Below are 23,235 nucleotides of genomic sequence, written 5' to 3'. Positions count from 1 at the left end.
ATCCTGTCCATGTTCAGTGGGCGCCTCCGCCCATGAAGGTTTGTTCGATGTCGACAGAAAACAGGCGCGCACCGCGCTGGACTCAACTGGACGGGCTGCGGGGAATCGCGGCGCTGTGTGTCGTGATCTGCCATTACGCGGCAGTGATCCAGGACGACCCTGCGCTCGCGGGCTCCGCGATCCAGCGGGGGCTGCACGCGCTGGCGCTGTCACCGCTGGGCGGGCTGATGCTGGGCCTGCCGGCGGTGCTGCTGTTCTTCGTGCTGTCCGGCTTCTCGCTGGCGCTGATGCTGCGCAAGGCAGACAGCGACTACGCGTCCTACGCCGCACGACGCATCATCCGGATCTGGCCCCCTTACGTGATGTCGATCCTGCTGAACGTGCTGCTGATCGCCTGGCTCGGCTGGCCGGGCGGCGCCGCGCCGAGCAGCTGGCTGGGCAGCGTGACCGGGCAGCCGCTGCACTGGGACCTGCTGCTGCAGCACCTGCTCCTGCTCTGGCCGTTCGAGGCGCACTACAACTTCGTCGCCTGGACGCTGGTCCACGAACTGCGCATCTCCCTGTTCTTCCCCGTCATCTACCTGCTGATCACCCGCTTCGGGGCCCGCAAGGCCCTGCAGTGGTCGGTGCCGGTCAGCATCGGCGCGGCCGGGGTGTCCTACCTGGCCAAGTACCTGCACATGCCGATCCTGGCGGATCTGGTCATCTCGCTGCACTACGCGCTGTTCTTCACCATCGGGGCGGTACTGGCGCTGCATGCCGAAGCCATCCAGGTCTGGTACCGGCAGCTCGACCCGCGCCGGCGCGGGCTGCTGGTGCTCATCGCGGTGCTGTCCTACACCTATCCTTCGCAGATCCGGGAGCTGGGCATGCCGGGTTTCCCGATGATCGCCACCCACTGGATGACGCTGCCCTCGGTGACCATCCTGCTGGTGCTGGCCATCTCGAGTCCGGCCGTGACCCGTGTGCTGCGCTGGCCGCTGATCCAGAAGCTGGGCACGATCTCCTACAGCCTCTACCTGTTCCACGCGCTGGTGATCTTTGCCGTGATGGGCAGCTTCAGGGCCGCCCACGGCACGCTGATGGCCACGGCGGTGGGGCTGCCGCTGTCCATCGTGCTGGCGGTCGTGACCTATCGGGCCTTCGAGCGCCCGTCGCAGAAGCTCGGCGGCAGGATCGGCGCCCTGATGGCCCGCCGCACGACGGTGCAGGCCCGGCAGTCACCGGCCTGACCAGCCCTCGCGCCAGACGGAGATCCACCCCATGCCCGCCTCGCTGTTCACCCGTGCAGCCGCCGTCGCGGCGCTCGCCCTGATCGGGCTGCCCGCCCGGGCCGACCTGCCCATCGGGGCGAAGGCGCCGGCCTTCGTCACCGAGGCCGCGCTGGGCGGCAAGGCGTCGACCTTCTCGATGGCCGACGCGCTGCGCAAGGGCCCGGTGGTGCTGTACTTCTTCCCGAAGGCCTTCACCAGCGGCTGCACCGTCGAGGCGCACGCCTTCGCCGAGGCGACCCCCGAGTTCCAGCAGCTCGGCGCCACCGTCATCGGCATGTCCAGCGACAGCATCGAGACGCTGAAGAAGTTCAGCGTCGAAGCGTGCCGCAGCCAGTTTGCCGTCGCGGCCGACCCGGGCGGCCGGGTCATCCGGCAGTACGACGCCGGCATCCTGCTGATGCCCGACGTCGCCGACCGGGTCTCCTACCTCGTCAGCCCGGCCGGCAAGGTCATCGCGCACCACGCCAGCATGAACCCGGAAAGCCACGTCAGCCAGATGCTCGACGCCGTCCGGCGCTGGCGCCAGCAGCAGCCCCGCTGAACGGCCGGCAGCCTCACTCCCGGGGCAGGCGCGGATCACGCCGGCAGGCCGACAGCGGCCGGGCCGTGGCCGCGTCGATGCGCAGCACGGTGCGCGCCGCCGCATCGACCCGCACCGTCAGGCAGGCACAACCATGACCGTAGTGCCCGTTGGTGCGGACCCAGCGGGCCTGGCTGAACACCGGCCAGTCGCCTTCGGCCTGATGGCCACCCTGGAGTCCGACGACCCATTCCCCGTCGCGGTCGACCAGCCAGGCATTGCCCGGCGTCGGGTTCTGGAACCAGCCGCAGCGACGCACCGGACCAGCCACGGCCGCCGACACCACCAGCGCGCTGCCGAGCAGGGCCAGTGCCACGCGGCGGGCCTGGCGCCGCCGGCCCGTGGAGATCAAGCGGACGGCCCCGCCTCGAAGTGGCGCTCACGCTCGACCGTGCACACCTGCAGGCTGTAGGACGCGTAGAACTGCTCGCGCCCGATGCGCTGCGCCTCCAGGTGCTCCGGATGCACGGACCAGGCGCGCATCTGCGCCTCGGTCTCGAACTCCACCAGGGTCACCCGCTCGCCGTCGGCCGCGGTGAACGCCTGGTGCGAGTGGTAACCCGGCATCTGCCGGGCCAGCTCGCTCATGCGCTGCGCCATCGGCGTGTAGGCCGGCAGCGCTTCGGGTTTCAGTCGTGAACGGAAGACGACGAGCACCATGGCGATCTCCTCACTTCAATGCGCCGAACACCTTGCCGAGGATGGCCGAGCCGGTGCCGACCGGATCCTGGCGGATCTTCTTCTCCTGCTCGCCGATGACGGTGAACAGGCCGTCCACCGCCTTGGCATTGACGTGCTGCTCGATGGTCTGGCCACCGCTGGAGATGCCCAGCTTGCGCGACTGGTCGATCAGCCGGTTGGCCTTGCTGGCCAGATCGACCTTGGCGGTGGCCTGGGTGATGATGGGCAGGAACTTCTCGGTCAGCGGCTCGCGGGTCTTGCCCGAGAAGAACTCGGTGACGGAGGTTTCCCCTCCGGTGAGGATCTTCTGCGCGTCGGTGACGCTCATGCCCTTGATGGCGTTGAGCAGCAGCGGCTGCGCGGCCGGCACGGCCTGCTCGGCGGCACTGTTCATCGCGTTGACCAGCTCGTCGACACGCTTGCCCTGGCCCAGGGTGCGCAGCAGCTTGCCGGCCTGCTCGAGCCAGCCCGGCAGCGGGATGCGCAGGGCCTCGTTGCCGAGAAAGCCGCCGGGCTGGCCGAGCTGGCTGACCGCGACCTTGGCGCCCTGCTCCAGCGCGGCGCGCAGGCCGGCGGTGGCATCGGCCGAGCTGAGGCTGAAGGCGTGCACGCTGCCCAGCGAGCCCGCGGCGCCCAGGGCCCCGAGGACCCGCAGGCAACGGCGGCGCGCCAGGTCCAGGGTGCGTGCGTCCTCGTCGAGCGCTGCGGCGTGAAAGTGGTGTTCCATGGTCCGACCTCCTGTGTGATGTGGGTGTGGGCGGCCGGCGCCGATGCCCCCCCTCGATGGGCGGGTCAGCGGCGCGGGCTCTTGCGGTCCCCTGCCTTGACCTTCGCCTTGCCGCTGCGCGAGGGCGCGGCCGACGAGGTGGTGCGGCTCGACTTCCGGGTCGTCCCGGCGCGGCTCTTCTTGCTGCCGGCCTTGCCGCCGGTCGATCGGGCGGAGGCCTTGCTCCGGCTGCCGGTGCTGCGGCGCTCGGCCACCCGTGGTGGCGGTTCGGCACACGGCCACTGCAGGTCGCAGGCGGCCACGGCGGCACGCCAGCGCTCGGGCGCCACCTCGCCCAGGTCACGGGCCGGGGCGATGCCCTTGCCGTCGACCTGCAGGGCGCGCGGGCGCTGGGTCAGGCTCATCGCATAGGTCAGCGTGGCCCGCCCACCGGGCAGGGCATGGCGCCCGGGGTTGCCGGCATCGAGCGCGCCCAGGGTCGCACGCCCCCAGACGACGACATTGCTCGCGCCGCGCAGCTCCATGACCAGCTGTTCGCAGCTGTCGCGGCAACTGCGGTCGACGATCAGCGCGACATGGCGGATCGCCTGGGCGGCCTGCGGCGGCTCGTAGCGCATCGAGGCCGGCCCGACGGGCAGCCACGATCCGGCCGGGGCGGCCCGCAGGGCGGCGATGCGAGCCTGCATGGCCTCGCGCCAGGCGCCGGACGCGTCGGGGAAACGGGCCAGCGTCTCGTCGAGCACCTGGGCATTGGCCGGCGTGGCCCACCAGCGCACACCGTGCAGCTCGATGGCCGAGCCCAGCGCCAGGTCACGCAGCGGCTCCCAGACGCCGTCGGAGCCGGCTTCGGTCTGGCCCCTCAGGTCGATGATCAGCCGACCAGCCTGACGCCAGCGCGGCGCCATCCGGGCGATGACGGCGTGCAGCTCGGCCTGGTAGGCGGTGGACAGGCTGCGCAGCGTCAGCACCGGCAGGCCGGACTGCAGGCTGACCTCGAACGGCAGCACCGGCGCGGAGGCGGGTGGCAGCGCCGATGCGGCCGCCGGCAGCCCGCTCCACTGCAGCGAGAGCTGGCCGGGCCGCACGGCCCGCAGGTGGGACCCCAGCACGTCGGCACAGGCCGCCGTGCCCTGGGCCGACGCGGCGGCACGGCCCAGCTCGGCGTCGAGGGCGTCCAGGCGCGCGGGGCCGTCCTGGGCCAGCTCCTCGACCACGCCGGCATCGTTGCCACGCAGGAAACCGACCACCGCGGCCGCATCGGCCGCACAGGCCTCGTCGGCCCGGGCGGGCAGCCCCAGCAGCAGAGCGGCGATCAGCGCCAGCCCGGTCGACGCCCAGGCGCTCAGGCGCCGGGCCAGACGCCCCGGCTCAGACCGCATCCGCAACGCCAGCCCCTGCGGCCTGCTGGTCGGCGTGGTAGCTCGAGCGCACCATGGCGCCCACGGCGGCGTGGGTGAAGCCCATCTTGTGGGCCTCGGCCTCGAACATCTTGAAGGTGTCGGGGTGCACGTAGCGGCGCACCGGCAGGTGGTGGCCGGACGGCGCCAGGTACTGGCCGATGGTCAGCATGTCGATGCCGTGCTCGCGCATGTCGCGCATGACCTGGAGGATCTCCTCGTCGGTCTCGCCCAGGCCGACCATGATGCCGCTCTTGGTCGGCACGCCCGGCACGGCTTCCTTGAAGCGCTTGAGCAGGTTCAGGCTGAACTGGTAGTCCGAACCCGGACGCGCTTCCTTGTACAGGCGCGGCGCGGTCTCGAGGTTGTGGTTCATGACGTCCGGCGGCGAGGTCTTGAGGATGTCGAGCGCACGGTCCATGCGGCCGCGGAAATCGGGCACCAGCACCTCGATGCGGGTCGCGGGCGACAGCTCGCGCACCTGGCGGATGCACTCGACGAAGTGGCCGGCACCGCCGTCACGCAGGTCATCGCGGTCGACGCTGGTGATGACGACGTACTTGAGCTTGAGCGCGGCGATGGTCTTGGCCAGGTTGGCCGGCTCGTTCACGTCGAGCGGATCCGGGCGGCCGTGGCCGACGTCGCAGAACGGGCAGCGGCGGGTGCACTTGTCGCCCATGATCATGAAGGTGGCCGTGCCGTGGCCGAAGCACTCGCCGATGTTGGGGCAGCTGGCTTCCTCGCAGACCGTGTGCAGCTTGTGCTCGCGCAGGATCTGCTTGATCTCGTAGAAGCGGGTGCTGGGGCTGCCGGCCTTGACGCGGATCCAGTCGGGCTTCTTCAGGGTCTCGGCCGGCACGATCTTGATCGGGATGCGTGCGGTCTTGGCCTCGGCCTTCTGCTTGACGGTGGGATCGTAGGCGGCCGGGGCGGCCGGGGTGTTCTGGGTATCGGTGGACATGCAGCGGGCCTCGGTTCGCCGGTAGACAGCGGGTCGGTGTGGGCGTGCGGGCGGCGGGCCGGGCGGCAGCGGGTCAGGGCTGCAGGAGCGCTCCGAGGTGCTGTGCCAGGCGCGCGGCGGCGTCGTTCCACTCGACCGAAACGCCCAGTGTAGCCAAGTCGACCGTGCGCAACCCCGCATAACCACAGGGGTTGATGCGCTCGAAAGGCTGCAGGTCCATCGCCACGTTCAGCGCGACCCCGTGGTAGGTGCAGTGCTGGCTGACCTTGATGCCCAGCGCGGAAATCTTGCCCAGCCCGCGGAACGGATCGCGCGGATCGGCCGGGCCGGTCAGCGCGCCGTGGGCGAACGGATCGTCCAGCCGCACGTAGATGCCGGGCGCGCCACCGACCCGGTGGCCGACCACGGCGAAGTCGCCCAGCGTGCGGATCACGGCCGCCTCGACGCGGTAGACGTATTCCTTGACGTAGATGCCCAGGCGCCGCAGGTCGATCAGCGGATAGGCGACCACCTGGCCGGGCCCGTGGTAGGTGACCTGGCCACCACGGTTGCTCTGCACCACCGGGATGTCACCGGGCAGCAGCACGTGTTCGGCCTTGCCGGCCACACCCTGGGTGTAGACCGGATCGTGCTCGCAGAGCCAGAGCTCGTCGGGGGTGTCGGGGCCGCGGGCGGCCGTCCAGGCCTGCATGCGCTCGAACACCGGGGCATAGGCGAGCCGCCCGAGCGGGCGGATCAGGGGAGCGATCGTCGACATGGCGGCGAGCATACCCGGGCGATCCGGCCGGCGCCGGGTCCGGATCGCTGCATCCGGATCGTGACCGACCGCGTAAGGGTTCACGGATCGTGGGGCTCCCGTGCCGCGATCCACCCCGCCACCGACGTCCGTCCCCCCGCACCAGGAGATCCGACATGCGTTCTGCCCCCCGCTCCAGGAAGGCCATGCTGGCCACCGTCGTCGCCAGCCTGGGCCTGCTCACCACAGGCACCTTCGCCTCCAGCCACCGCGAGGCCCCGTTCATCACCACCGTGCCCAAGGTCGATGCCTCGGACTTCTACCTGTTCCGCAGCTACGAGGCCGACCGCAGCGACTACGTCACGCTGATCGCCAACTACCTGCCGCTGCAGGACGCCTACGGCGGCCCGAACTATTTCGCGCTCGACCCGAACGCGCTCTACGAGATCCACATCGACAACAACGGCGATGCGGTCGAGGACCTGACCTTCCAGTTCCGCTTCAGGAACACGCTGGCCGGCAACGGCGCGGGCGTGGCGCTGGACGTGGGCGGCAAGCAGGTCAACATCCCGCTGATCCAGGCCGGAGCGATCAGCAGCGTCGGCGACACCAACCTGCAGCTGGCCGAGACCTACGGCGTCAGCCTGGTGCGGGGCGACCGCCGCAAGGGCAGCGCCGCGGCGCTGACCCACACCGCCGGTGGCGGCACGTCCTTCGCCAAGCCGGTCGATCACATCGGCGTCAAGAGCGTCCCCGACTACGCCGCCTATGCGGCCAGGCACATCCACGGCGTCAACATCCCGGGCTGCGCCATGCCGGGCAAGGTCTTCGTCGGCCAGCGCCAGGATCCGTTCGCGGTCAACCTCGGCACGATCTTCGACCTGGTCAACGCCCCGGTCAGCGTCATCACCAACCCCGAGCTCAAGGGCGCGGTCACCAGCACGCTCGCCGACAAGAACGTCACCACGCTGGCGCTCGAGGTGCACAGGAGCTGCCTGACCGCCGGCAGCGAGACGGTGATCGGCGGCTGGACCACGGCCAGCCTGCGCCAGGCACGCCTGCTCGACGGCAAGCCCGCCTCGGGCCACCAGACCAGCGAGAAGGTCGGCGGCGCCTGGACCCAGGTCTCCCGCCTGGGCATGCCCCTGGTCAACGAGGTGGTCATCGGCCTGAAGGACAAGGACCGCTTCAACGCGTCCCGGCCGCGGGACGACAGCCGCTTCGCCGACTACGTGACGAACCCGACCCTGCCCAAGCTGCTGGAGATCGCGCTGGCGCTGCCCGGCACCGCCCCCACCCACTACCCGCGCACCGACCTGGTCACCACCTTCCTGACGGGCATCAAGGGGGTCAACCAGCCGGCGACGGTCACGGCCTCGGAGATGCTGCGGCTGAACACCGCCATCGCGCCCGTGGCCTTCGCGGCCCAGAACCGGCTCGGCGTGGTCGGCAACCTGCTCGCGGGGGGCAGCGACAACGCCGGCTACCCGAACGGCCGCCGCCCGAAGGACGACGTGGTCGACATCTCGCTGATCGCGGTGATGGGCGGGCTGTGCATGGCCAACGGCGACACGGACGCGCTGGGCCTGGGGACGGGCTGCAAGCCGTCGGCGGTGCCGCTGGGAGCCACGGCCTTCAAGCTGCACGACGCGGTCGACCAGGCCACCGTGCCGCTGCTGGCCGGTTTCCCCTACCTGAACACGCCCCTCGGCGGCACCCAGTGAGGCCGGCATGAAACAGCCCCTGATGATGCTGATGTTCTGTGGTGCGCTCGCGGCCTGCGGCGGCAGCGACGACGTGGCACCGACCCAGGCCGGCCACGAGGTGCCCGCCTCGGCCACCACCACGCCGGCGGCCTATGCGACCTACGCCGCCAGCCTGGCGACCGACGAGCAGGGTGATCCGGTCGAGGTCAGCCCGCTGACCCCGCCGACGAGCGAGACCGACGAGCCGGTCGATCTCTGAGGCCCCGGGCCGGTGACCGGCCGGCCCGTCCCACCACAGGAACCGACGTGACCATGAACCCGACCTGCCCCCGGGCCTGCGCCCGGACCCGACGCACCCGCCCGGCCCTGCAGCGGCTGCGGGCCGCGCTGCCGACGCTGCTGCTGGGCGCGAGCCTGTGCGGCCTCGTGCAGGCCGCCCCCCGCACCCCGGTCGGCGACGACGAAGTGATCGGTACCCTGCCCGGCGGCCGCGATCCGCAGGCCCGCCAGGAGCGCCTGCTGCGGGCCGCGGTGAAGGCCGGCCCCTCGGGTCAGGCGGCGGACCTCGGCACCGCGCTGCACCTCGCGCGCCAGGCCATCGGGCGAGCCCGCCGCGACGGCGACCCGCGTGAGCTCGGCGTCGCCCAGGCCGCCCTGGCCCCGTGGTGGAGCCGCCCCGATGCGCCGGCCCCCGTGCGCCTGCTGCGCGCGACGATCCGCCAGAGCCAGCACGCCTTCGCGCCCGCGCTGGCCGAGCTGGACGCGTTGATCGCCGCCCCTACCTCGACCGGTCATTCGTCCGCGCCCGGGCCGGGGGTGCCGCTGGAGATCCAGGCCCAGGCCGAGCTGACCCGCATCACGCTGCTGCAGGCGCAGGGCCGGCTGCAGGAGGCGACCACGGGCTGCGCGCGTCTGGCCGGCGAGCGTTATGCCGCCCTCGGCACGGCGACCACGCTGCCGGCGCGGGTCTGTGCCGCCGAACTCGCCAGCCTGCAGGGCCGGGACGAGGCCGCGGACCGGGCGCTGCGCCGACTCGCCGGGGAGCACGCGGCCACCACCACCGACCCAGGCCTCGTGGCCTGGCTCGCGCTGGTGCGGGCCGAGCTGGCCGAGCGCCGGGGAGATCCGGCCGCCCGGGCGCTCTACCGGCAGGCGCTCGGACAGCAGCCCGACGTCTACACCCGCGCCGCCTACGCCGACTGGCTGCTGGACCGGCGCCTCGACACCGAGGTGCTGGCGCTGACCCCCGAGCGGCTGCAGGACCTGCCGGATGCGCTGCTGCTGCGCCATGCCATCGCCTTGCGCAGGCTGGATCGACCGACGGCCACGGCGGCCATCGACCTGCTGCAGGCCCGCTTCGACGCCGCCCGGCTGCGCGGCGACACGCTGCACCGCCGCGAGGAAGCACGCCACCTGCTCGAACTGCGAGACCAACCCGCCGCAGCCTTGCCGCTGGCCCGGGCCCACTGGGCCGAGCAGAAGGAGCCCGCCGATGCACGGGTGCTGCTCGACAGCGCCCGCGCCGCCGGCCAGCCCCAGGCCGGCGCCGACGTGATGCGCCACCTGGAGCGCACCGGCCTGCGTGACGTGCGCCTGTCGCCCCCGGCGCTGGCCGGCACCCCGGGCGCCGCCCTGACCCGCTGACCCGAGAGGCTGGCCGACATGATCACCCCACCCCCGACCCTGCGGATCCTGCTGATGGGCCTCATCCTGCTGCTGGCCGGCGGCGCCGCCCGGGCCCACAAGCCCAGCGACGCCTACCTGACGCTGACGGTCACGGGCGACGGGGTCGAGCAGCGCCTGGACGTGCACCTGCGCGACCTGGACCGTGAACTCGACCTGGACCGCGACCAGGATGGCCAGCTGCAGTGGGGCGAGGTGCGCTCGCGCGCGGACGAGCTGCAGCGCTGGTCGACGGACCGGCTGGCGCTGGGCGCTGGCGGACAGGCCTGCAGCAGCCGCCCCGCGGGCCCGCCGCAGATCGATGAACACAGCGACGGGGCCTATGTGGTGCTGCGTCGACGCTGGACCTGCGCGGCCGCCGTGTCCACGCTGGCGGTGGACTACCGCCTGTTCGCCGACAGCGACGCCACCCACCGCGGCATCCTGAGGCTGCAGCGGGACACGGCCCCCCGGGAGTCGGCGGCCGAGGTGGCGGTGCTGGTGCCGCGCCAGCCCGGCGATCCGGTGCCGAGCTTCGGGCCGACCGGTGACCGGCCGGCCACCGGCTGGCTCGGCTTCGTCGCCGAAGGGGTGCACCACATCCTGATCGGCACCGACCACGTGCTCTTCCTGCTGGCGCTGCTGCTGCCGGCGGTGCTGGTGCGCCGCACGCCTGCACCCGGGCAGCCGGCCGATGCCCCCGAACCCGCCGGGCCCGACGACACCCGCTGGATGGGGCTGCAGCGCACGAACCTGGCGTTCGAGACCGGGGGCCGCACGCTCGCCGACCCGGCGGCCGTGGCGACGGTCCGGCCACGCGGCGGCTGGGCGCCGGCGCCGGCGTGGCGGCCGGTGCTGACGGACGTGCTGCGGGTGGTGACCGCCTTCACCGTCGCCCACTCGATCACGCTGGCGCTGGCCGTGCTGGACGTGATCGATCCGCCGTCGCGCTGGGTGGAGTCGCTGATCGCCGCCAGCGTGCTGCTCACCGCGATCGACAACCTGCGGCCGATGCTGCCGCGCCAGCGCTGGCCGCTGACCTTCCTGTTCGGGCTGGTGCACGGCTTCGGCTTTGCCGGCGCGCTGAAGGACCTGGACGTGGGCGGCACCTCGCTGCTCGAGGCCCTGGCGGGCTTCAACGTCGGCGTCGAACTGGGACAGCTGGGCCTGGTCGCGCTGTTCCTGCCCCTGGCCTGGGCCGGGCGCGGCACCGGGCTGTACCAGCGCGGCGTGATGGTGGCGGGGTCCGGCCTGATCGCGCTGCTCGCCACGGTCTGGCTGATCGAGCGGGCATTCGACGTCGTGCTGGCATGGCCGTGAAGCGGGTCGCCGCACGACCATGCCCCGTCGCCCCACCGGCCGGGCCCGGCCACGCCGTGCTGCTGCCGTGGCTGGCGCGGGTCCTCGGCATCGGATGGATGCCGGCAGCAACCCCGCCGCTCACTGGGCGACGTAGCGCCCCGGCCGGTGGTTGGTGGCCAGCACCATGTTCACCGCGACGGCGCCGAGCACCGAGACCAGCACCCGCTGCGGCTCGAACAGCCAGAGCGAGGCGGCCACGATGGCGCAGTCGACCGCCATCTGCACGTGGCCGGCCCGCCAGCCGCGGCGCTCCTGCAGCAGCAGCGCCACGATGCCCACGCCGCCCAGGCTGGCGCGGTGACGGAACAGGATCAGCAGGCCGTTGCCCATCAGCACCCCGCCGATCAGCGCGGCGAACAGCGCATCGAGCTGACCGAAGGACAGCCACTGCGGCATCAGCTCGGTCTCGACCGACAGCAGCGCCACCGCCGTGAAGGTCTTGAGGGTGAACACCGGACCCATCTGCCGCCAGGCCAGCCAGTAGAACGGCAGGTTGATGACGAAGAACACCAGGCCGAACGGCCAGGATCCGGCATAGTGGACCAGGAAGGCCAGGCCCGACGTGCCGCCGGACAGCAGCCCGGCGTGGCGGTACATCTGCACCGCCAGCGACAGCAGCAGCGTGCCGATCAGCAGCGCCTGGGCGTCCTCGAAGCGACTGTGGGCCAGGGTCACCGGCTCGGAAGGCAAGGTCATGGAAAGGACAGGGGAAAACCGATGTCCTTCATTGTGCGCTGCCGCAACAGCGCCGCCCGCTCACGCCGACGCGTGGATCAGCGGGCCGCGCGGGCACGCATCGCGCTGGCGTCGGCCACGTCGCCGGCCGCCTCGAGCAGATCGGCCACCCGCAGGCGCAGCGTGACCCGCGCGCCGTGGTCATGCAGCCGGTCCAGCAGCGCGGTGACGGCATAGCAGCGGTCGCGGGCCAGCTCACCGAGCTGGCGGGCCTGCATCGGATCCTCGAGCAGCGGTGACTGCCGGACCGCGCGCGCCACGTCGCCGGTCAGCTCGGCCAGATCGGCCTGCAGGCTCAGCGTGCGCCACTGCACCGGCACGCCGCCCAGCACACGCTCGACCCGGTTGAGGTGGGTCAGCGCCTGCTCCGCATCGTCGCCGTCGAGGCTGCGCCGGGCCGCACTCAGCGACAGCGCCGCGATCTCGAAGGCGTCCCCGCCGAGGCGGACCTTCTCGAAATGACGCAGCCAGGCCTCTTCGCGGGACGGCTCCTGGCGGGCGCCCTCGCCGTGCATCGCCGACAGGACGGACTCGCGCGAGGGGTGCGCGGCGGTTTCGGTGTATCGAGCATTCATGCGATCAGCCTCCCTTTGGCAACTCACGCTTGCATGCTAGATGCCAGGTCGATCGGCGCCCACCCTCAGTTGCGGGATAACCCGGATGGCACCCCCGGACAGGGGTGCAGGGACGCCAGAAGACCGGCGCACCCGTGATCGAGCGTGCTCAGGCCGACATCACCCGGCGCGCCGGTGCACGCCGCTGGTGCCACTGGTACAGCGGCCGGGCCGCCAGCAGCACCAGCATGATCGCCGCGTAGACCAGCACCTCCCCTTCGCGGTGCTTGGCGCTGCGGATCCAGAAGAAGTGCAGCAGGCCGAGCGGGCCGATCAGGTAGACCAGCCGGTGCAGCAGCTTCCAGCGCCGCGCCCCCAGCGCCCGGATCGCCCGGTTGAAGGAGGTCAGCGCCAGCGGCAGCATCAGCACGGCGGCCGCGAAGCCCACCAGCACGAAGGGCCGCTTGGCGATGTCCCGCGCGATGGCGGGCAGCTCCAGCCCCTGGTCCAGCCACGCGTAGGCCAGCAGGTGCAGCACCGCGTAGAAGAAGGCGAACAGCCCCAGCATGCGGCGCCAGGAGGCGATCGAGGCCAGGCCCGCCCACTGGCGCAGCGGCGTGACCGCCAGCACCACGCAGAGCATGCGCAGCGTCCAGATCCCGGTGCCCCGCACCAGGGTCTCGGCCGGGTTCACGCCGAGCTCACCCTGCACGCCCCGCACGATCCACAGCAGCAGCGGCAGCAGGCACAGCAGCCAGGCGAGGCGGCGGACCCAGGCGGGCCGCAGGGCGCGGTCGAGCGCCACCATGCGCAGCGTCATGGTGTTCAGAAGTTGCGCTGCAGGTCCATGCCGGCATAGAGCTGCCCGACCTGGGCCTCGTAGCCGTTGAACATCAGCGTCGGGCGCTTGCGGGCGAACAGGCCGTCCTCGCCGATGCGGCGCTCGCTGGCCTGGCTCCAGCGCGGGTGGTCGACCTGCGGGTTGACGTTGGAGTAGAAGCCGTACTCCTGCCGGGCCGCCTTGACCCAGGCGGTGGCCGGCTGCTTCTCGACCAGGCGGATGCGCACGATGGACTTGGCGCTCTTGAAGCCGTATTTCCAGGGCACGACCAGGCGCACCGGCGCGCCGTTCTGGTTGGGCAGCACCTCGCCGTACATGCCCAGCGCCAGCAGCGTGAGCGGGTGCATGGCCTCGTCCAGCCGCAGCCCCTCGACATACGGCCACTCCAGCGAGCGGCTGCCGACGAACGGCATCTGCTTCGGATCGGCCAGGGTCTCGAACTGCACGAAGCGGGCGTTGCCGGTCGGCTGCACGCGGCGCAGCAGATCGGCCAGCGGATAACCCACCCACGGGATCACCATCGACCAGGCCTCGACGCAGCGCAGCCGGTAGATGCGCTCCTCGAGCGGCGCCAGCTTGAGCAGGGCATCGAGGTCGAAGGTGGCGGGCTTGAGCACCTCGCCCTCGACCTGCACCGTCCACGGCCGGGTCTTCAGGCGCGAGGCGTTGCGGGCCGGATCGGCCTTGTCGGTGCCGAACTCGTAGAAGTTGTTGTAGCTGGTCGCGTCGCCGTAGGCGGTGGGCTTGTCCATCACGACCGCCCCCGCGGTGGCGCTGCGCACCGTGGCCAGCGCCGCGAGCTGGCCCGGGCGGACCACGGCAGGCGCGGCAGCGGCCTGCGCCAGCGCCAGGCCCGGCAGGCCGGTGCCCAGCGCCAGCCCCGCGCCAGCCACCTGCCGCAGCCAGTCGCGCCGGCTGTCATGGACCTCGCGGGGGGTGATCTCGCTGGCCACGGGGTGGACGTGACCCTGGTCGACACGACCGAATCGGGGAAGGGACATGGCAAGGCTCCTGGCGCCGGGGAAATGAGAGCGGGATGACGTGCATCCGCCGGGCATGATGGCCCGGTCGGCAAAACCCGGTGGCCGTGGGGCCGGCGCGGGATGACGTCCTGTGCTCTCGGTCGCGCCAGGGCGGTCCGGGCTTACATCTTTTCGTGTCCGGTGCGGATCACGCCACGCTGGCCGAAGGTCGCCTCGTCGCCGAACAGGCTGAGCGCCTGGTGCTGGAAGCGTTCGCGGAAGTTCTTGCGCTCGAACAGCTTCTGCTGGGCCTCGACGGGCAGGTCGGTGATGCAGATGACGTTGCGGGCGATCAGCACGTCGACCAGATCCTCGAGCACCCGGACCAGCCCGGCGTCGAGGGCGGCGAAGCTGGGGGCCCGGGCGGCCGCGGCGTCGCCGGCCAGCCAGGCCTGCAGTTGTGGATCGTCGACCGCGATGTACTCGCAGCCCTGGGCGGCCTCGCGGTGGAGGCTGTCGATCTGACCCAGGGCATTGCGCAGGATGTAGGGCATGGCTTCACCTCGTGAAGCCTGGTTATCGGCAGGACGGGGCGGCGGCTGTAGGGCCCCGCCACCCGCCGCGCGTCACAGCTCGCCGTAGGAGTGCAGGCCCGACAGGAACATGTTGACGCCGAGGAAGGCGAAGGTCGTGACCAGCAGGCCGATCAGCGCCCACCAGGAGGCCGTCACGCCGCGCAGGCCCTTGACCAGACGCATGTGCAGCCAGGCCGCGTAGTTCAGCCAGACGATCAGCGCCCAGGTCTCCTTCGGGTCCCAGCTCCAGTAGCCGCCCCAGGCCTCGGCGGCCCAGAAGGCGCCCAGGATGGTGGCGATGGTGAAGAAGGCGAAGCCGACCGCGATGGCCTTGTACATCAGGTCGTCGAGCAGCTCGGGCGCCGGCGTGCGGGCGTTCAGGGTGCGGCGGGTCAGGATGGTGAAGGCGAAGATCGCCACGCAGACACCCAGCATGCGCATGGACTTGCCGACCGCCCCGGCCACCTCGGGCGTCAGGTTGCCCGCCACCAGGAACAGCCCCAGCACCGCCAGCAGCGCGCCAGGCACCGCCACCAGGCCGGTCCACAGCGAGCGGGGCGCGGCCGACTTCAGCAGGTAGGCCAGCGCGACCATGGCCGACAGCGCGAAGGTGCCGTAGCCGACGAAGTTGGCCGGCACGTGGATCTTCATCCACCAGCTCTGCAGCGCCGGCACCAGCGGCTGGATCTCCTGGGCCCCGCGCGAGACCGTGTACCAGAGCAGGAAACCGACCGCCGCGCTGACGATCAGCATCACGAAGGCGCCCAGCGAACGGGTGCCGTAGAGCTGCTCGTAGTACAGGTAGAACAGCGTCGTCATCCAGGTGAAGAGCACGAAGACCTCGTAGAGGTTGCTCACCGGGATGTGGCCGATGTCCGCGCCGATCTGGTGGCTCTCGAACCAGCGCACGAAGGTGCCGACCAGCGCCATGAACACGGCCGCCCAGGCCAGGCCCGAGCCGATGCGCTGCGCCGCCGACGAGCCGTCGCGCCCCGCGAACAGCCCGATCCAGTAGGTGATCGTGCTCATGAACACCAGCACGCCCATCCACAGGATCGCGCTCTGGCTGGACAGCGCGTACTTGAGCCAGAACACCGTCTCGGCGGCGGCCAGATCGGCGCCGAAGCTGTCGGTGTGGCGCTGGTAGAGCGCGATGGCCAGCAGCGATGCCGCCCCCACGCCGACCGACAGCAGGCGCAGCGGCGACCAGAACCAGCCCAGCGAGACCAGCGCGGGCACCGCGCAGATCAGGATGCCACGTTCGTAGCCGTCCATGCTGGCGCCGTAGCGCTGCCACGCGAAGGCCGCCCCGCCGAGGATCAGCGCGGCGAACAGCCAGTCGAGGACGCCGCGGCGACCCAGCAGCGAAGGGCGCCCCAGCTCGAGGGTGGTGGTCGTGGTGGTGGAACTCATGGGGTCTTGTCTCCGGTCGTCGAGGATGGCGCGGTCGGTGCGCCGAGCAGCGCACGGCGCACGGCCTCGAACTCCTGATCGTTGTCGAGCATCTTGCGGTTGAACGACAGCGCCATGCTGACGTCCATGCCTTCGGCCCGGGCATCACCGCCCAGCCAGATCCACAGGCGACGCTCCCGGATGTAGAGCATCGAGAACACGCCGAGGATCAGCAGCGCGCAGCCGATGTAGACCAGCGTCTGGCCCGGCGCGCGGGTGACCTGGAACACGCTGGCCTGGACCTGCTGGAAGTCCTGCAGCGAGAACAGCAGCGGAGCCGGGTAGGCGAACGAGTCGGACAGCGACAGCACGGCCTGCGACATGAAACGCTGGGTCGCCTCGTCGGGCTTCGCCGCGGGCAGGCCCTGGCGTTCACGGGTCAGGTTGAGCAGCTCGAACAGGGCGCCATCGAGGATGCGGATCAGCACCTCGGAGGTGCGGGCCCGCTCGGCCTCGGGCACGTTGACCTCGATGAAGTCCTGCATGGCCTGCAGGCCGGCGGTCGTCTGCCCGGTCCGCACCTGCTCCGCCCCGGCGAACAGGCCGAGCGAGCGCAGCGAGGAGGCCTGCAGCTGCTCGACGAACTGAGGCTTGTCAGCGGGCGCATACTTCCTGGCATAACGAGCAGCAGCCTCGGTGCGCAGCGCCGGATCGGCCAGGCCCGCCTTCAGTGCCAGCCAGCCGTCGAGCTCGCCGCGTTCGTCGGCGGGCATGCGCAGGTAACGGTAAGGCAGGTCGGGGCTGTCACGCACGCCGGCGAGGAACACCCGCAGACCGTCGATCTCGACGGGCAGCATGTAGTTGTTGTACTCACGGGCCTGGCCCGACGCGTCCCGCAGGCGATAGCTGACCGACGGGCCGACGTTGTTGAGCTTCTTGTCGCCCGACGGCCGGGCGCCGGAGCCCAGGTGGCGATCGAGCTGGCTGGCCAGGTCCACGCCACGCACGTCGGCACCGTTGCGCGCACCGGCCTGCTCGGCCGCCATGTTCTCGACGTTGATCACGCGCAGCCCGGAGAACTCCAGCTGCAGCGGGGCGACGGTCGAACGCTCACCGGCCGGCTTCAGCTCGGTGGATCCACCGACCTCGCCCTTGACCTCGAAGGCCGGACCGGGACGCCCGAAGGGGTGGGCCTTGAGCGTCAGCTTCGAGCCACCGTCGTCGAAGCTCGACTGGTAGATCGCGATGCCGCGGTGGATGAAGGGCTCGTTGACCTTGATGCGCGCCTCGGTGCGCTGGCCGTCGACGTCGTGGATCACGATGTCGCTGGCGAACAGCTTGGGCATGCCGGTGTCGTAGTACTCGACGATGAACTTCTTCAGCTCGACCGAGAACGGCAGGTCCTGCAGCACGACCCCATCGGTCATGTTGATGACCGCCGTGCCGGAGGTGGCCCCTTCGGGCACGAACAGGTTGGCGCGGAAGGTCGGGTTCGACGGCGACAGCCGGTGCCCGGGCGCGACGTCCTGCAGCAGCCCGCCGCCGCGGTAGGTGGTCTTGCCCAGCAGCGCCATCTGGGCGCGCACGACCAGGTCCCCGTCGAAGAGCCCACCGATGCAGATCAGCACGATCGCGCCGTGCGCGGCGATGTAGCCCAGCTTGTGGGCCGCCCCCTGGCGGGCCGCGACCATCACGCCCCCGTCGCGCACCTGGGCCTTGGCCTTCCAGCCGCCGGCCGACAGCACCTCGCTGACCCGGGCGATCGCGGCGTCGCGGTTCATGGCCAGCGTGCCGCGGGCCTTGTGGTGGAAGGCCTGCAGCGAGTTCTCGCGCAGGTCTTCCTTGAAGTTGCGCAGATCCGACAGGATCTTGGGTGCGTTGCGGGCCACGCACAGGCTGGTCGACAGCACCAGGAAAGCCAGGATCAGCAGGAACCAGCCCGCGCTGTAGACCGCATAGAGCCCGAGCTTGCCGAACACCTCGGCCCAGAACGGGCCGAACTGGTTGACGTAGTTGATCGGTGGCAGGTGCTGGCGCACGACGGTGCCGATGACCGAGGCGATGCAGATCAGCGTCAGCAGCGCGATCGCGAAACGCATCGACGAGAACAGTTCGATCGCGTCCCGGACCCAGCGGGCGCCGGCGCGGACTTCAAGACCGGCGGTGGAAGCAGACATGGCGTGCGGATTATCAGCGTCAGGGCATCGAAAGAAAAACGCCCAGCAAAAAGGCCGGTCCAGGACCGGCCTCTTCAGGTCAGGTTCAGCGGGCGGGCGTTCAGCGCAGGCCGGCGATGTAGTCGGCGACGGCCTTGATCTCGCGATCGTTCATCTTGGCGGTCACGCCCGTCATCACGGCGTTGTTCTTGCGTACGCCGTCGCGGAAGCCGCGCAGCTGGGCTTCGGTGTACTCGGCGTGCTGGCCGGACAGGCGCGGGTACTGCACCGGCAGGCCGGCGCCGGTCGGGCTGTGGCAGCCGGCGCAGGCCGGAACGCGGCGATCGGCGATGCCCCCGCGGTAGATCTGCTCACCCAGCACGACCAGGTCCTTGGTCTTGGCGGTGCCGGGCTTGGCCTGCTTGCTGGCGTAGAAGGCGGCCACGTTGCGCATGTCTTCCGGCGACAGGGCGGCCGACATGCCGCTCATCACGGCGTTCTCGCGCTTGCCTGCCTTGAACTCGGTCAGCTGCTTGACCAGATACTCGGGATGCTGACCCTGCAGGATGGGGTTGGTCGGCACACCGCGCGAACCGTCAGCCGTGTGGCAGGCCGAGCAGACCTGCGCCGAGATCGCCTGACCCTTGGCCAGGTCGACCTTGACGGCGGGCTGGGCATCGGCGGCATACAGCGGGGCAGCCAGGGCGGAGGCCGCCAGCAGAGCAAGAATCGACTTGACGTTCAGGTTCATGATGAGCGGCTAATTTGAGGCAGGGAACGGGACGTTGAACCTGTGGATTTTACAATGACGCCCAATGACCTCCACACCCTCCTCTGCCGCCGGTGGCGCGGACGCCACGCGCACGGCCCTGGCCTGGACCCACACGGCCCGGTTTTTCACCACGGCAGCCCGTCTGGACCAGCTTCCGGGACACAACCTGCCTGAAATTGCCTTCGTCGGGCGATCGAATGCGGGCAAATCCACCGCGATCAACACGCTGGCCCAGCAGCGTCAGCTTGCATTTGCGTCGAAGACCCCTGGTCGCACTCAACATATCAACCTGTTCATGGTGGGTCCGAAGGAGACGCCCAACGCGCTCTGGGCCGACCTGCCGGGTTACGGCTACGCCGCGGTGGCCCGCACCGCCAAGCTGCGCTGGCAGAAGGTGATGGCCGACTACCTGGCGGTGCGGCGCAACCTGTCGGGCGTGGTGCAGATGGTGGACTCGCGCCACGGCTTCACCGACCTCGACCGCCAGCTGCTGAGCTTCGTCGCCCCGCGGGTGAGCAACGGCGAGGTCCGCCTGCTGGTGATCCTGACCAAGGCCGACAAGCTCAACCGCAAGGAGTCGGACCTGTCGCTGCGCAAGGCGCAGGAGGTGCTGGGCGAGCTGGTGACCGACGAGTCGGACGTGAGCATCGCGCTGTTCTCGGCGCTCAAGCGCACCGGCGTGGCCGATGTCGCGCAGATCCTGCACGGCTGGTGCCCGCCGGCCGACGCGGCGGCTTCGGTCTTCTCCTACCCCGGCCAGCAGAACGACGACGAGTTCGATGAACTCGACGCAGACGCCACGCACGAGGATGGGCAGGACGATCCGGCGGCCCCGGAGCAGGCGCCCGCGCCCTGAACGGCCTGACCGGCCGGGCCGTTCAGGGCCGGCCGAGCAGCAGGTAGACCCCGCCGCTGCCCAGCGGCGCCCAGGTGAAGCCGAAGTACAGCGGCCCCAGGCCGGTGTCGGCCCCGAGGAACAGCGACCCGCCCCAGCGCAGGTCGTTGACCCGCAGGGCGGACCCGCTGGAACTCCAGGCATTGCCCGCTTCCAGCGTCGCCCCGGCGAAGAAGCCGCGCGTCAGCACCGGCTGCTGGTTGAGCCGCAGCGTGTAGGTCAGCCGGCCGAGCAGCACCTGGTTGCCCGACAGCTGGTCGGCCCGGTAGCCCGACAGGTTGTGGAAGCCGCCGAGCGTGTAGTGGCCGAGCCCGCCCGCCAGCGTCTGGTGGGCCTCGCGCAGCTTGACCGTGGCGTCCACGGTCTGCCGGCCGAGGCTGACGACATGGGTGGCATCGATCTCGTAGCGCTGGAAGTCCTCGCGCCCGCCCGCCACCAGCGTGCCCAGCCCGCGGCGCCGACCGGCCTGGGCCACCATCTTGAGCCGCCAGCCCGCACGCGGGAAGCTGACGTGGTCCAGCGTGTCGAGCATCAGCGCCAGCCGCAGCGAGCTCTCCTCCACGTCGCGTGGGGACAGCGCCTCGGCGCTGACGTCGGTGCCGGCGATGAATTCGGGCGTGTAGCGCAGACCGTCGCGCAGCAGGCCCAGGCGCCACTCGCCGATCACGCCCAGCGGCTGGCCGACGTCGACCCCCAGCCGGACCAGGCCACGCACGTAACGGCCCTGCACCACCGCCTGGCCACCGTCCTCGCCCGCGGCCAGCGGTGCATAGGCGGTCTGGCGGCGACGCTCGGCGTCGCCGTGGACGGAGACGAACCAGTCGCTCGCCCGGCTGCGCTGCGGCCCCAGCGGGCGGTACCACTCGCTGAACCAGCGGGGCACCGAGCCGATCTGGACGCGGTTGCGCCATTCGGAGCCGTTGTCGTCGAGCCAGTGGCGGTTGTGGCTGAGCTTGATGTTGAAGTCGCCCCGCCCGGCGAAGTCGCTGACCAGGTCCAGGCCGAGGCGGAAATAGTTCGGCCCCCAGGGCTTTTCCTCGAGCTGGAACACCAGGCCGGTGCCGGCGGGCAGGTCCTCGAGGCGGTAGTCGGTGTGCAGGTAATCGCCGGTGGCCGCCAGGATGCGGCTGTCCTGCTCGGCCGCCGCCACCCGGAAGGGCTGGCCCGGCTGACTGGTCAGCACGCCGGCGAAATGCTCGGGGCGGGTCTCGTCGCTGCCCTCGAAACGCACCGAGACGATGTCGGGCACCGGCGCCGTGGCGACCTGCGGGCGCGACTGCCGCCACGCCGCCCACTGCTCGGGCGACAGCGACAGCGCCGCCAGGCGGGGCAGCAGCGCCAGCGCCTGCTGCTCGCCCAGGCGCATCAGCTCGGCCGCCTTCTCGAAATCCCCCGACGTGAGGCGGCCGAGCGCCGGCGCGATCAGCACGTCGCGCCCGGGCTGCAGGCTGGCGATCGAGCGCTGCACGTTCTGCTCGGTCAGGATGTTGATCATCTGGCTGGTCAGCCCGAGCACCGTGCCCAGCGAGTCGCGCGCACCCAGCGGCGTGCCGATGTTGACGGCGATGACGATGTCCGCACCCATCGCGCGCACGACGTCGACCGGCAGGTTGTTGACCAGGCCGCCGTCGCCCATGATGCGGTTGTCGACCTCGGTGGGCGGGAACACGCCCGGCACCGACATGCTCGCGCGCAGGGCCTGGGACAGGTCGCCGGCACCGAAGACCACCGCCTCGCCCGTCTCCATGTCGGTGGCCACGGCGCGAAACGGCACCCGGAGCTCGTCGAAGCGACGCACCTGCCGCACCGGCAGCGTGTAGCGGCGCAGCAGCAGCTCCAGCCCGCGGCTGGACACCGAGGCCAGCGGCAGCATCAGCTCGCCGGTGCTGCGGCTCAGCCCGGCCTCGAGGGCGGGCGAGATCTCGAAGTCCTCTTCCTTGCGGCGCTGGGCCAGGCGTTCACGCGGTTGCCGGTTGGCGAACAGGCCGACCCAGTCGAGGGTGGACAGCTCACGCTCCAGCTCGGCCGCGTCCATGCCGCTGGCGTACAGCCCGCCGATGATGGCGCCCATCGACGTGCCGGCGATCAGGTCGACCGGCACCCGCTCACGCTCGAGCACCTTGAGCACGCCCACGTGCGCGAGGCCGCGCGCGCCGCCACCGGACAGCACCAGTCCGACGCGCGGCCGGCCCGGCGGCACCGGGGGGGCGGAGGCGGCCGCCTCGGGCGGCAGGGGAAGGGCATCCGTCGACTGGGCCCGCACGGGGGCCGCGGCGGCCAGCACGAACGCCAGCACGGCCAGACCGGACCGCAGCCACGGGAGACAAGGACGGATCGGCCCATTCATGGGCCGATTGTGCAAGCAGAGGGATCAGGCGACGGTGGTCGTTGCGGCCATCAGGTCATATTTGGCGAAGAACTTGCGCGCCAGCGCCACCAGCTGGTGGTCGGTCGGGTGATCGGCCGGCAGGCTGTCGACGATGTGCCCGGCCACGGCGGCATGGCGCTCGACGCAGAACTTGCGGAACTCGTCGCGCGCCTGGCCCGGACCGACCAGCAGCACCTCCTGGACCCCCGTGACCGCCTGGGCCACGGCCTCGAAGAACTCGCGCTCGGCCCGGGCATCGGAGGCGTGGTGGCGCAGGTGGTGGCTGTGCGCCTTGACGAGCTGGGTCTGGACATGGTCCTCGTCGAACTGCAGGACATGGGCGCCTTGGTGGTCCATCCAGACGACAGCGTGGAAAGTGGTCATGAAGCAGGTCCTTTTCGGGTGGGAAAACCGGGTGGGAGGGAAATTCAGAGCGTGGCCGGACGGTGGCCCGGGAAGCCGCGGCCGCCGGCCTGGCTGCCCTCGTGCCGCTGCTCGCACGGCACGCAGCGCAGGGCCTGCGGCTGGGCCAGCAGGCGCTCGAAGGCGATCTCGCAGCCGCAGTCGACGCAGACGCCATAACCTTCATGGTCCATGCGCTGCAGGGCGGCGCTGAGGTGGGCCAGGTTGAGCCGGTCGTGGTCGGTCAGCACGAGATCGACCTCCCGGTCGGCGTCGGCGGCACGGCCGTCCTCCTGGGCCTGCTCCAGCACCTCGCGGGCATGCTGGATGCGGGTGGTGTCACCCTGGTGGGTGGCCATCCGGTCCAGCAGCGCCTCGCGCTGCTGCAGCAGGGCCTGACGCAGGGCTGCGCGGCGAGGGGGGTCGAGTACGGTGGTCATGGTGCATCTCCTGACGAAATCGACGCTGCGCAGCGCATGACTGCATCGTGTCACTGC

24 protein-coding genes are annotated in these 23,235 nt (G+C 71.2%); 7 read left to right on the top strand and 17 right to left on the bottom strand.

Features of this window, described 5'->3' with window-relative positions; translation table 11 throughout:
• Window positions 1–32 precede the first annotated feature (32 nt).
• Window positions 33–1,232, top strand: coding sequence for an acyltransferase family protein (locus C7444_RS18325; protein ID WP_110402304.1), 1,200 nt, complete (start codon window positions 33–35; stop codon window positions 1,230–1,232).
• Window positions 1,233–1,263: 31 nt separating this feature from the next.
• The gene (locus tag C7444_RS18320) at window positions 1,264–1,815 is read left to right on the top strand and encodes a peroxiredoxin (protein ID WP_110402303.1); all 552 of its coding nucleotides are present in this window, start codon (window positions 1,264–1,266) and stop codon (window positions 1,813–1,815) included.
• Window positions 1,816–1,828: 13 nt separating this feature from the next.
• Here C7444_RS18320 and C7444_RS18315 read toward each other — a convergent pair whose 3' ends face one another.
• From C7444_RS18315 to lipB, 6 genes are all read right to left on the bottom strand, one after another.
• On the bottom strand, window positions 1,829–2,206 hold the full coding sequence (locus tag C7444_RS18315; RefSeq protein ID WP_211317600.1) for a DUF4087 domain-containing protein: 378 nt from the start codon (window positions 2,204–2,206) through the stop codon (window positions 1,829–1,831).
• Entirely contained in the window at window positions 2,203–2,514 is a 312-nt protein-coding gene (locus C7444_RS18310) for an antibiotic biosynthesis monooxygenase family protein (RefSeq protein ID WP_110402301.1), read from the bottom strand. The genes C7444_RS18315 and C7444_RS18310 overlap by 4 nt, the downstream gene beginning before the upstream one ends.
• A gap of 10 nt (window positions 2,515–2,524) precedes the next feature.
• Window positions 2,525–3,262 carry a DUF4197 domain-containing protein gene (locus C7444_RS18305; protein ID WP_110402300.1) on the bottom strand — a complete coding sequence of 246 codons (738 nt, stop codon included), beginning with the start codon at window positions 3,260–3,262 and terminating at the stop codon, window positions 2,525–2,527.
• A 65-nt stretch (window positions 3,263–3,327) separates the two neighbouring features.
• A complete protein-coding gene (locus C7444_RS18300; protein WP_110402299.1) occupies window positions 3,328–4,641 on the bottom strand; it encodes a hypothetical protein in 1,314 nt (437 codons plus the stop codon).
• Window positions 4,631–5,620 (bottom strand): lipoyl synthase, encoded by a 990-nt coding sequence (lipA, locus tag C7444_RS18295; RefSeq protein ID WP_110402298.1) that lies wholly within the window; start codon window positions 5,618–5,620, stop codon window positions 4,631–4,633. The genes C7444_RS18300 and lipA overlap by 11 nt, the downstream gene beginning before the upstream one ends.
• Window positions 5,621–5,693: 73 nt before the next feature.
• Entirely contained in the window at window positions 5,694–6,377 is a 684-nt protein-coding gene (lipB, locus tag C7444_RS18290; RefSeq protein ID WP_110402320.1) for a lipoyl(octanoyl) transferase LipB, read from the bottom strand.
• Window positions 6,378–6,532: 155 nt separating this feature from the next.
• Here lipB and C7444_RS18285 point away from each other — a divergent pair, with 155 nt between their 5' ends.
• The 4 genes from C7444_RS18285 to C7444_RS18270 are packed head-to-tail and all read left to right on the top strand — an operon-like array spanning window position 6,533 to window position 11,044.
• Window positions 6,533–8,080 carry a DUF4331 domain-containing protein gene (locus C7444_RS18285; protein WP_110402297.1) on the top strand — a complete coding sequence of 516 codons (1,548 nt, stop codon included), beginning with the start codon at window positions 6,533–6,535 and terminating at the stop codon, window positions 8,078–8,080.
• Between the two features lie 7 nt (window positions 8,081–8,087).
• Window positions 8,088–8,321 carry a hypothetical protein gene (locus C7444_RS18280; protein ID WP_146219443.1) on the top strand — a complete coding sequence of 78 codons (234 nt, stop codon included), beginning with the start codon at window positions 8,088–8,090 and terminating at the stop codon, window positions 8,319–8,321.
• Window positions 8,322–8,374: 53 nt separating this feature from the next.
• Window positions 8,375–9,706 carry a tetratricopeptide repeat protein gene (locus C7444_RS18275; protein WP_110402295.1) on the top strand — a complete coding sequence of 444 codons (1,332 nt, stop codon included), beginning with the start codon at window positions 8,375–8,377 and terminating at the stop codon, window positions 9,704–9,706.
• A gap of 18 nt (window positions 9,707–9,724) precedes the next feature.
• Window positions 9,725–11,044: a HupE/UreJ family protein gene (locus C7444_RS18270; RefSeq protein ID WP_245909633.1), complete on the top strand. Its 1,320-nt coding sequence runs from the start codon at window positions 9,725–9,727 to the stop codon at window positions 11,042–11,044.
• Window positions 11,045–11,164: 120 nt separating this feature from the next.
• Here C7444_RS18270 and C7444_RS18265 read toward each other — a convergent pair whose 3' ends face one another.
• The 8 genes from C7444_RS18265 to C7444_RS18230 form a co-directional block, all read right to left on the bottom strand.
• Entirely contained in the window at window positions 11,165–11,782 is a 618-nt protein-coding gene (locus C7444_RS18265) for a YitT family protein (protein ID WP_110402294.1), read from the bottom strand.
• Between the two features lie 77 nt (window positions 11,783–11,859).
• Window positions 11,860–12,396 (bottom strand): hypothetical protein, encoded by a 537-nt coding sequence (locus C7444_RS18260; protein ID WP_110402293.1) that lies wholly within the window; start codon window positions 12,394–12,396, stop codon window positions 11,860–11,862.
• A gap of 148 nt (window positions 12,397–12,544) precedes the next feature.
• On the bottom strand, window positions 12,545–13,195 hold the full coding sequence (locus C7444_RS18255) for a protein-methionine-sulfoxide reductase heme-binding subunit MsrQ (RefSeq protein ID WP_245909632.1): 651 nt from the start codon (window positions 13,193–13,195) through the stop codon (window positions 12,545–12,547).
• Between the two features lie 5 nt (window positions 13,196–13,200).
• Complete coding sequence (msrP, locus tag C7444_RS18250; protein WP_110402291.1) at window positions 13,201–14,217, bottom strand: protein-methionine-sulfoxide reductase catalytic subunit MsrP; 1,017 nt, start codon at window positions 14,215–14,217, stop codon at window positions 13,201–13,203.
• A 143-nt stretch (window positions 14,218–14,360) separates the two neighbouring features.
• Complete coding sequence (locus C7444_RS18245) at window positions 14,361–14,732, bottom strand: hypothetical protein (protein ID WP_110402290.1); 372 nt, start codon at window positions 14,730–14,732, stop codon at window positions 14,361–14,363.
• A gap of 72 nt (window positions 14,733–14,804) precedes the next feature.
• Window positions 14,805–16,166 carry a c-type cytochrome biogenesis protein CcsB gene (ccsB, locus tag C7444_RS18240; protein WP_245909631.1) on the bottom strand — a complete coding sequence of 454 codons (1,362 nt, stop codon included), beginning with the start codon at window positions 16,164–16,166 and terminating at the stop codon, window positions 14,805–14,807.
• Window positions 16,163–18,322, bottom strand: a complete 2,160-nt coding sequence (locus C7444_RS18235) for a cytochrome c biogenesis protein ResB (protein WP_110402289.1) — start codon at window positions 18,320–18,322, stop codon at window positions 16,163–16,165. The genes ccsB and C7444_RS18235 overlap by 4 nt, the downstream gene beginning before the upstream one ends.
• A 100-nt stretch (window positions 18,323–18,422) precedes the next feature.
• Window positions 18,423–19,052 carry a c-type cytochrome gene (locus C7444_RS18230; protein WP_110402288.1) on the bottom strand — a complete coding sequence of 210 codons (630 nt, stop codon included), beginning with the start codon at window positions 19,050–19,052 and terminating at the stop codon, window positions 18,423–18,425.
• Between the two features lie 64 nt (window positions 19,053–19,116).
• On the opposite strand from C7444_RS18230, the gene yihA reads away from it, so the two are divergent.
• Entirely contained in the window at window positions 19,117–19,929 is an 813-nt protein-coding gene (gene yihA / locus C7444_RS18225; protein ID WP_110402287.1) for a ribosome biogenesis GTP-binding protein YihA/YsxC, read from the top strand.
• A 22-nt stretch (window positions 19,930–19,951) separates the two neighbouring features.
• On the opposite strand, the gene C7444_RS18220 is transcribed toward yihA, so the two are convergent.
• Genes C7444_RS18220 through C7444_RS18210 form a run of 3 tightly spaced genes read right to left on the bottom strand, consistent with a single transcriptional unit; the run spans window position 19,952 to window position 23,178 of the window.
• Window positions 19,952–22,315 carry a patatin-like phospholipase family protein gene (locus C7444_RS18220; protein WP_211317599.1) on the bottom strand — a complete coding sequence of 788 codons (2,364 nt, stop codon included), beginning with the start codon at window positions 22,313–22,315 and terminating at the stop codon, window positions 19,952–19,954.
• 24 nt (window positions 22,316–22,339) lie between these two features.
• The gene (locus C7444_RS18215) at window positions 22,340–22,720 is read right to left on the bottom strand and encodes a hypothetical protein (RefSeq protein WP_110402286.1); all 381 of its coding nucleotides are present in this window, start codon (window positions 22,718–22,720) and stop codon (window positions 22,340–22,342) included.
• Window positions 22,721–22,764: 44 nt separating this feature from the next.
• A complete protein-coding gene (locus C7444_RS18210; protein ID WP_110402285.1) occupies window positions 22,765–23,178 on the bottom strand; it encodes a TraR/DksA C4-type zinc finger protein in 414 nt (137 codons plus the stop codon).
• Window positions 23,179–23,235 lie beyond the last annotated feature (57 nt).

The organism is Sphaerotilus hippei (assembly GCF_003201595.1).
GTDB classification, from domain to species: domain Bacteria; phylum Pseudomonadota; class Gammaproteobacteria; order Burkholderiales; family Burkholderiaceae_C; genus Sphaerotilus; species Sphaerotilus hippei.
The sequence above is the reverse complement of the archived record's forward strand: the minus strand, read 5'-3'. Positions and strand labels throughout refer to the sequence as shown.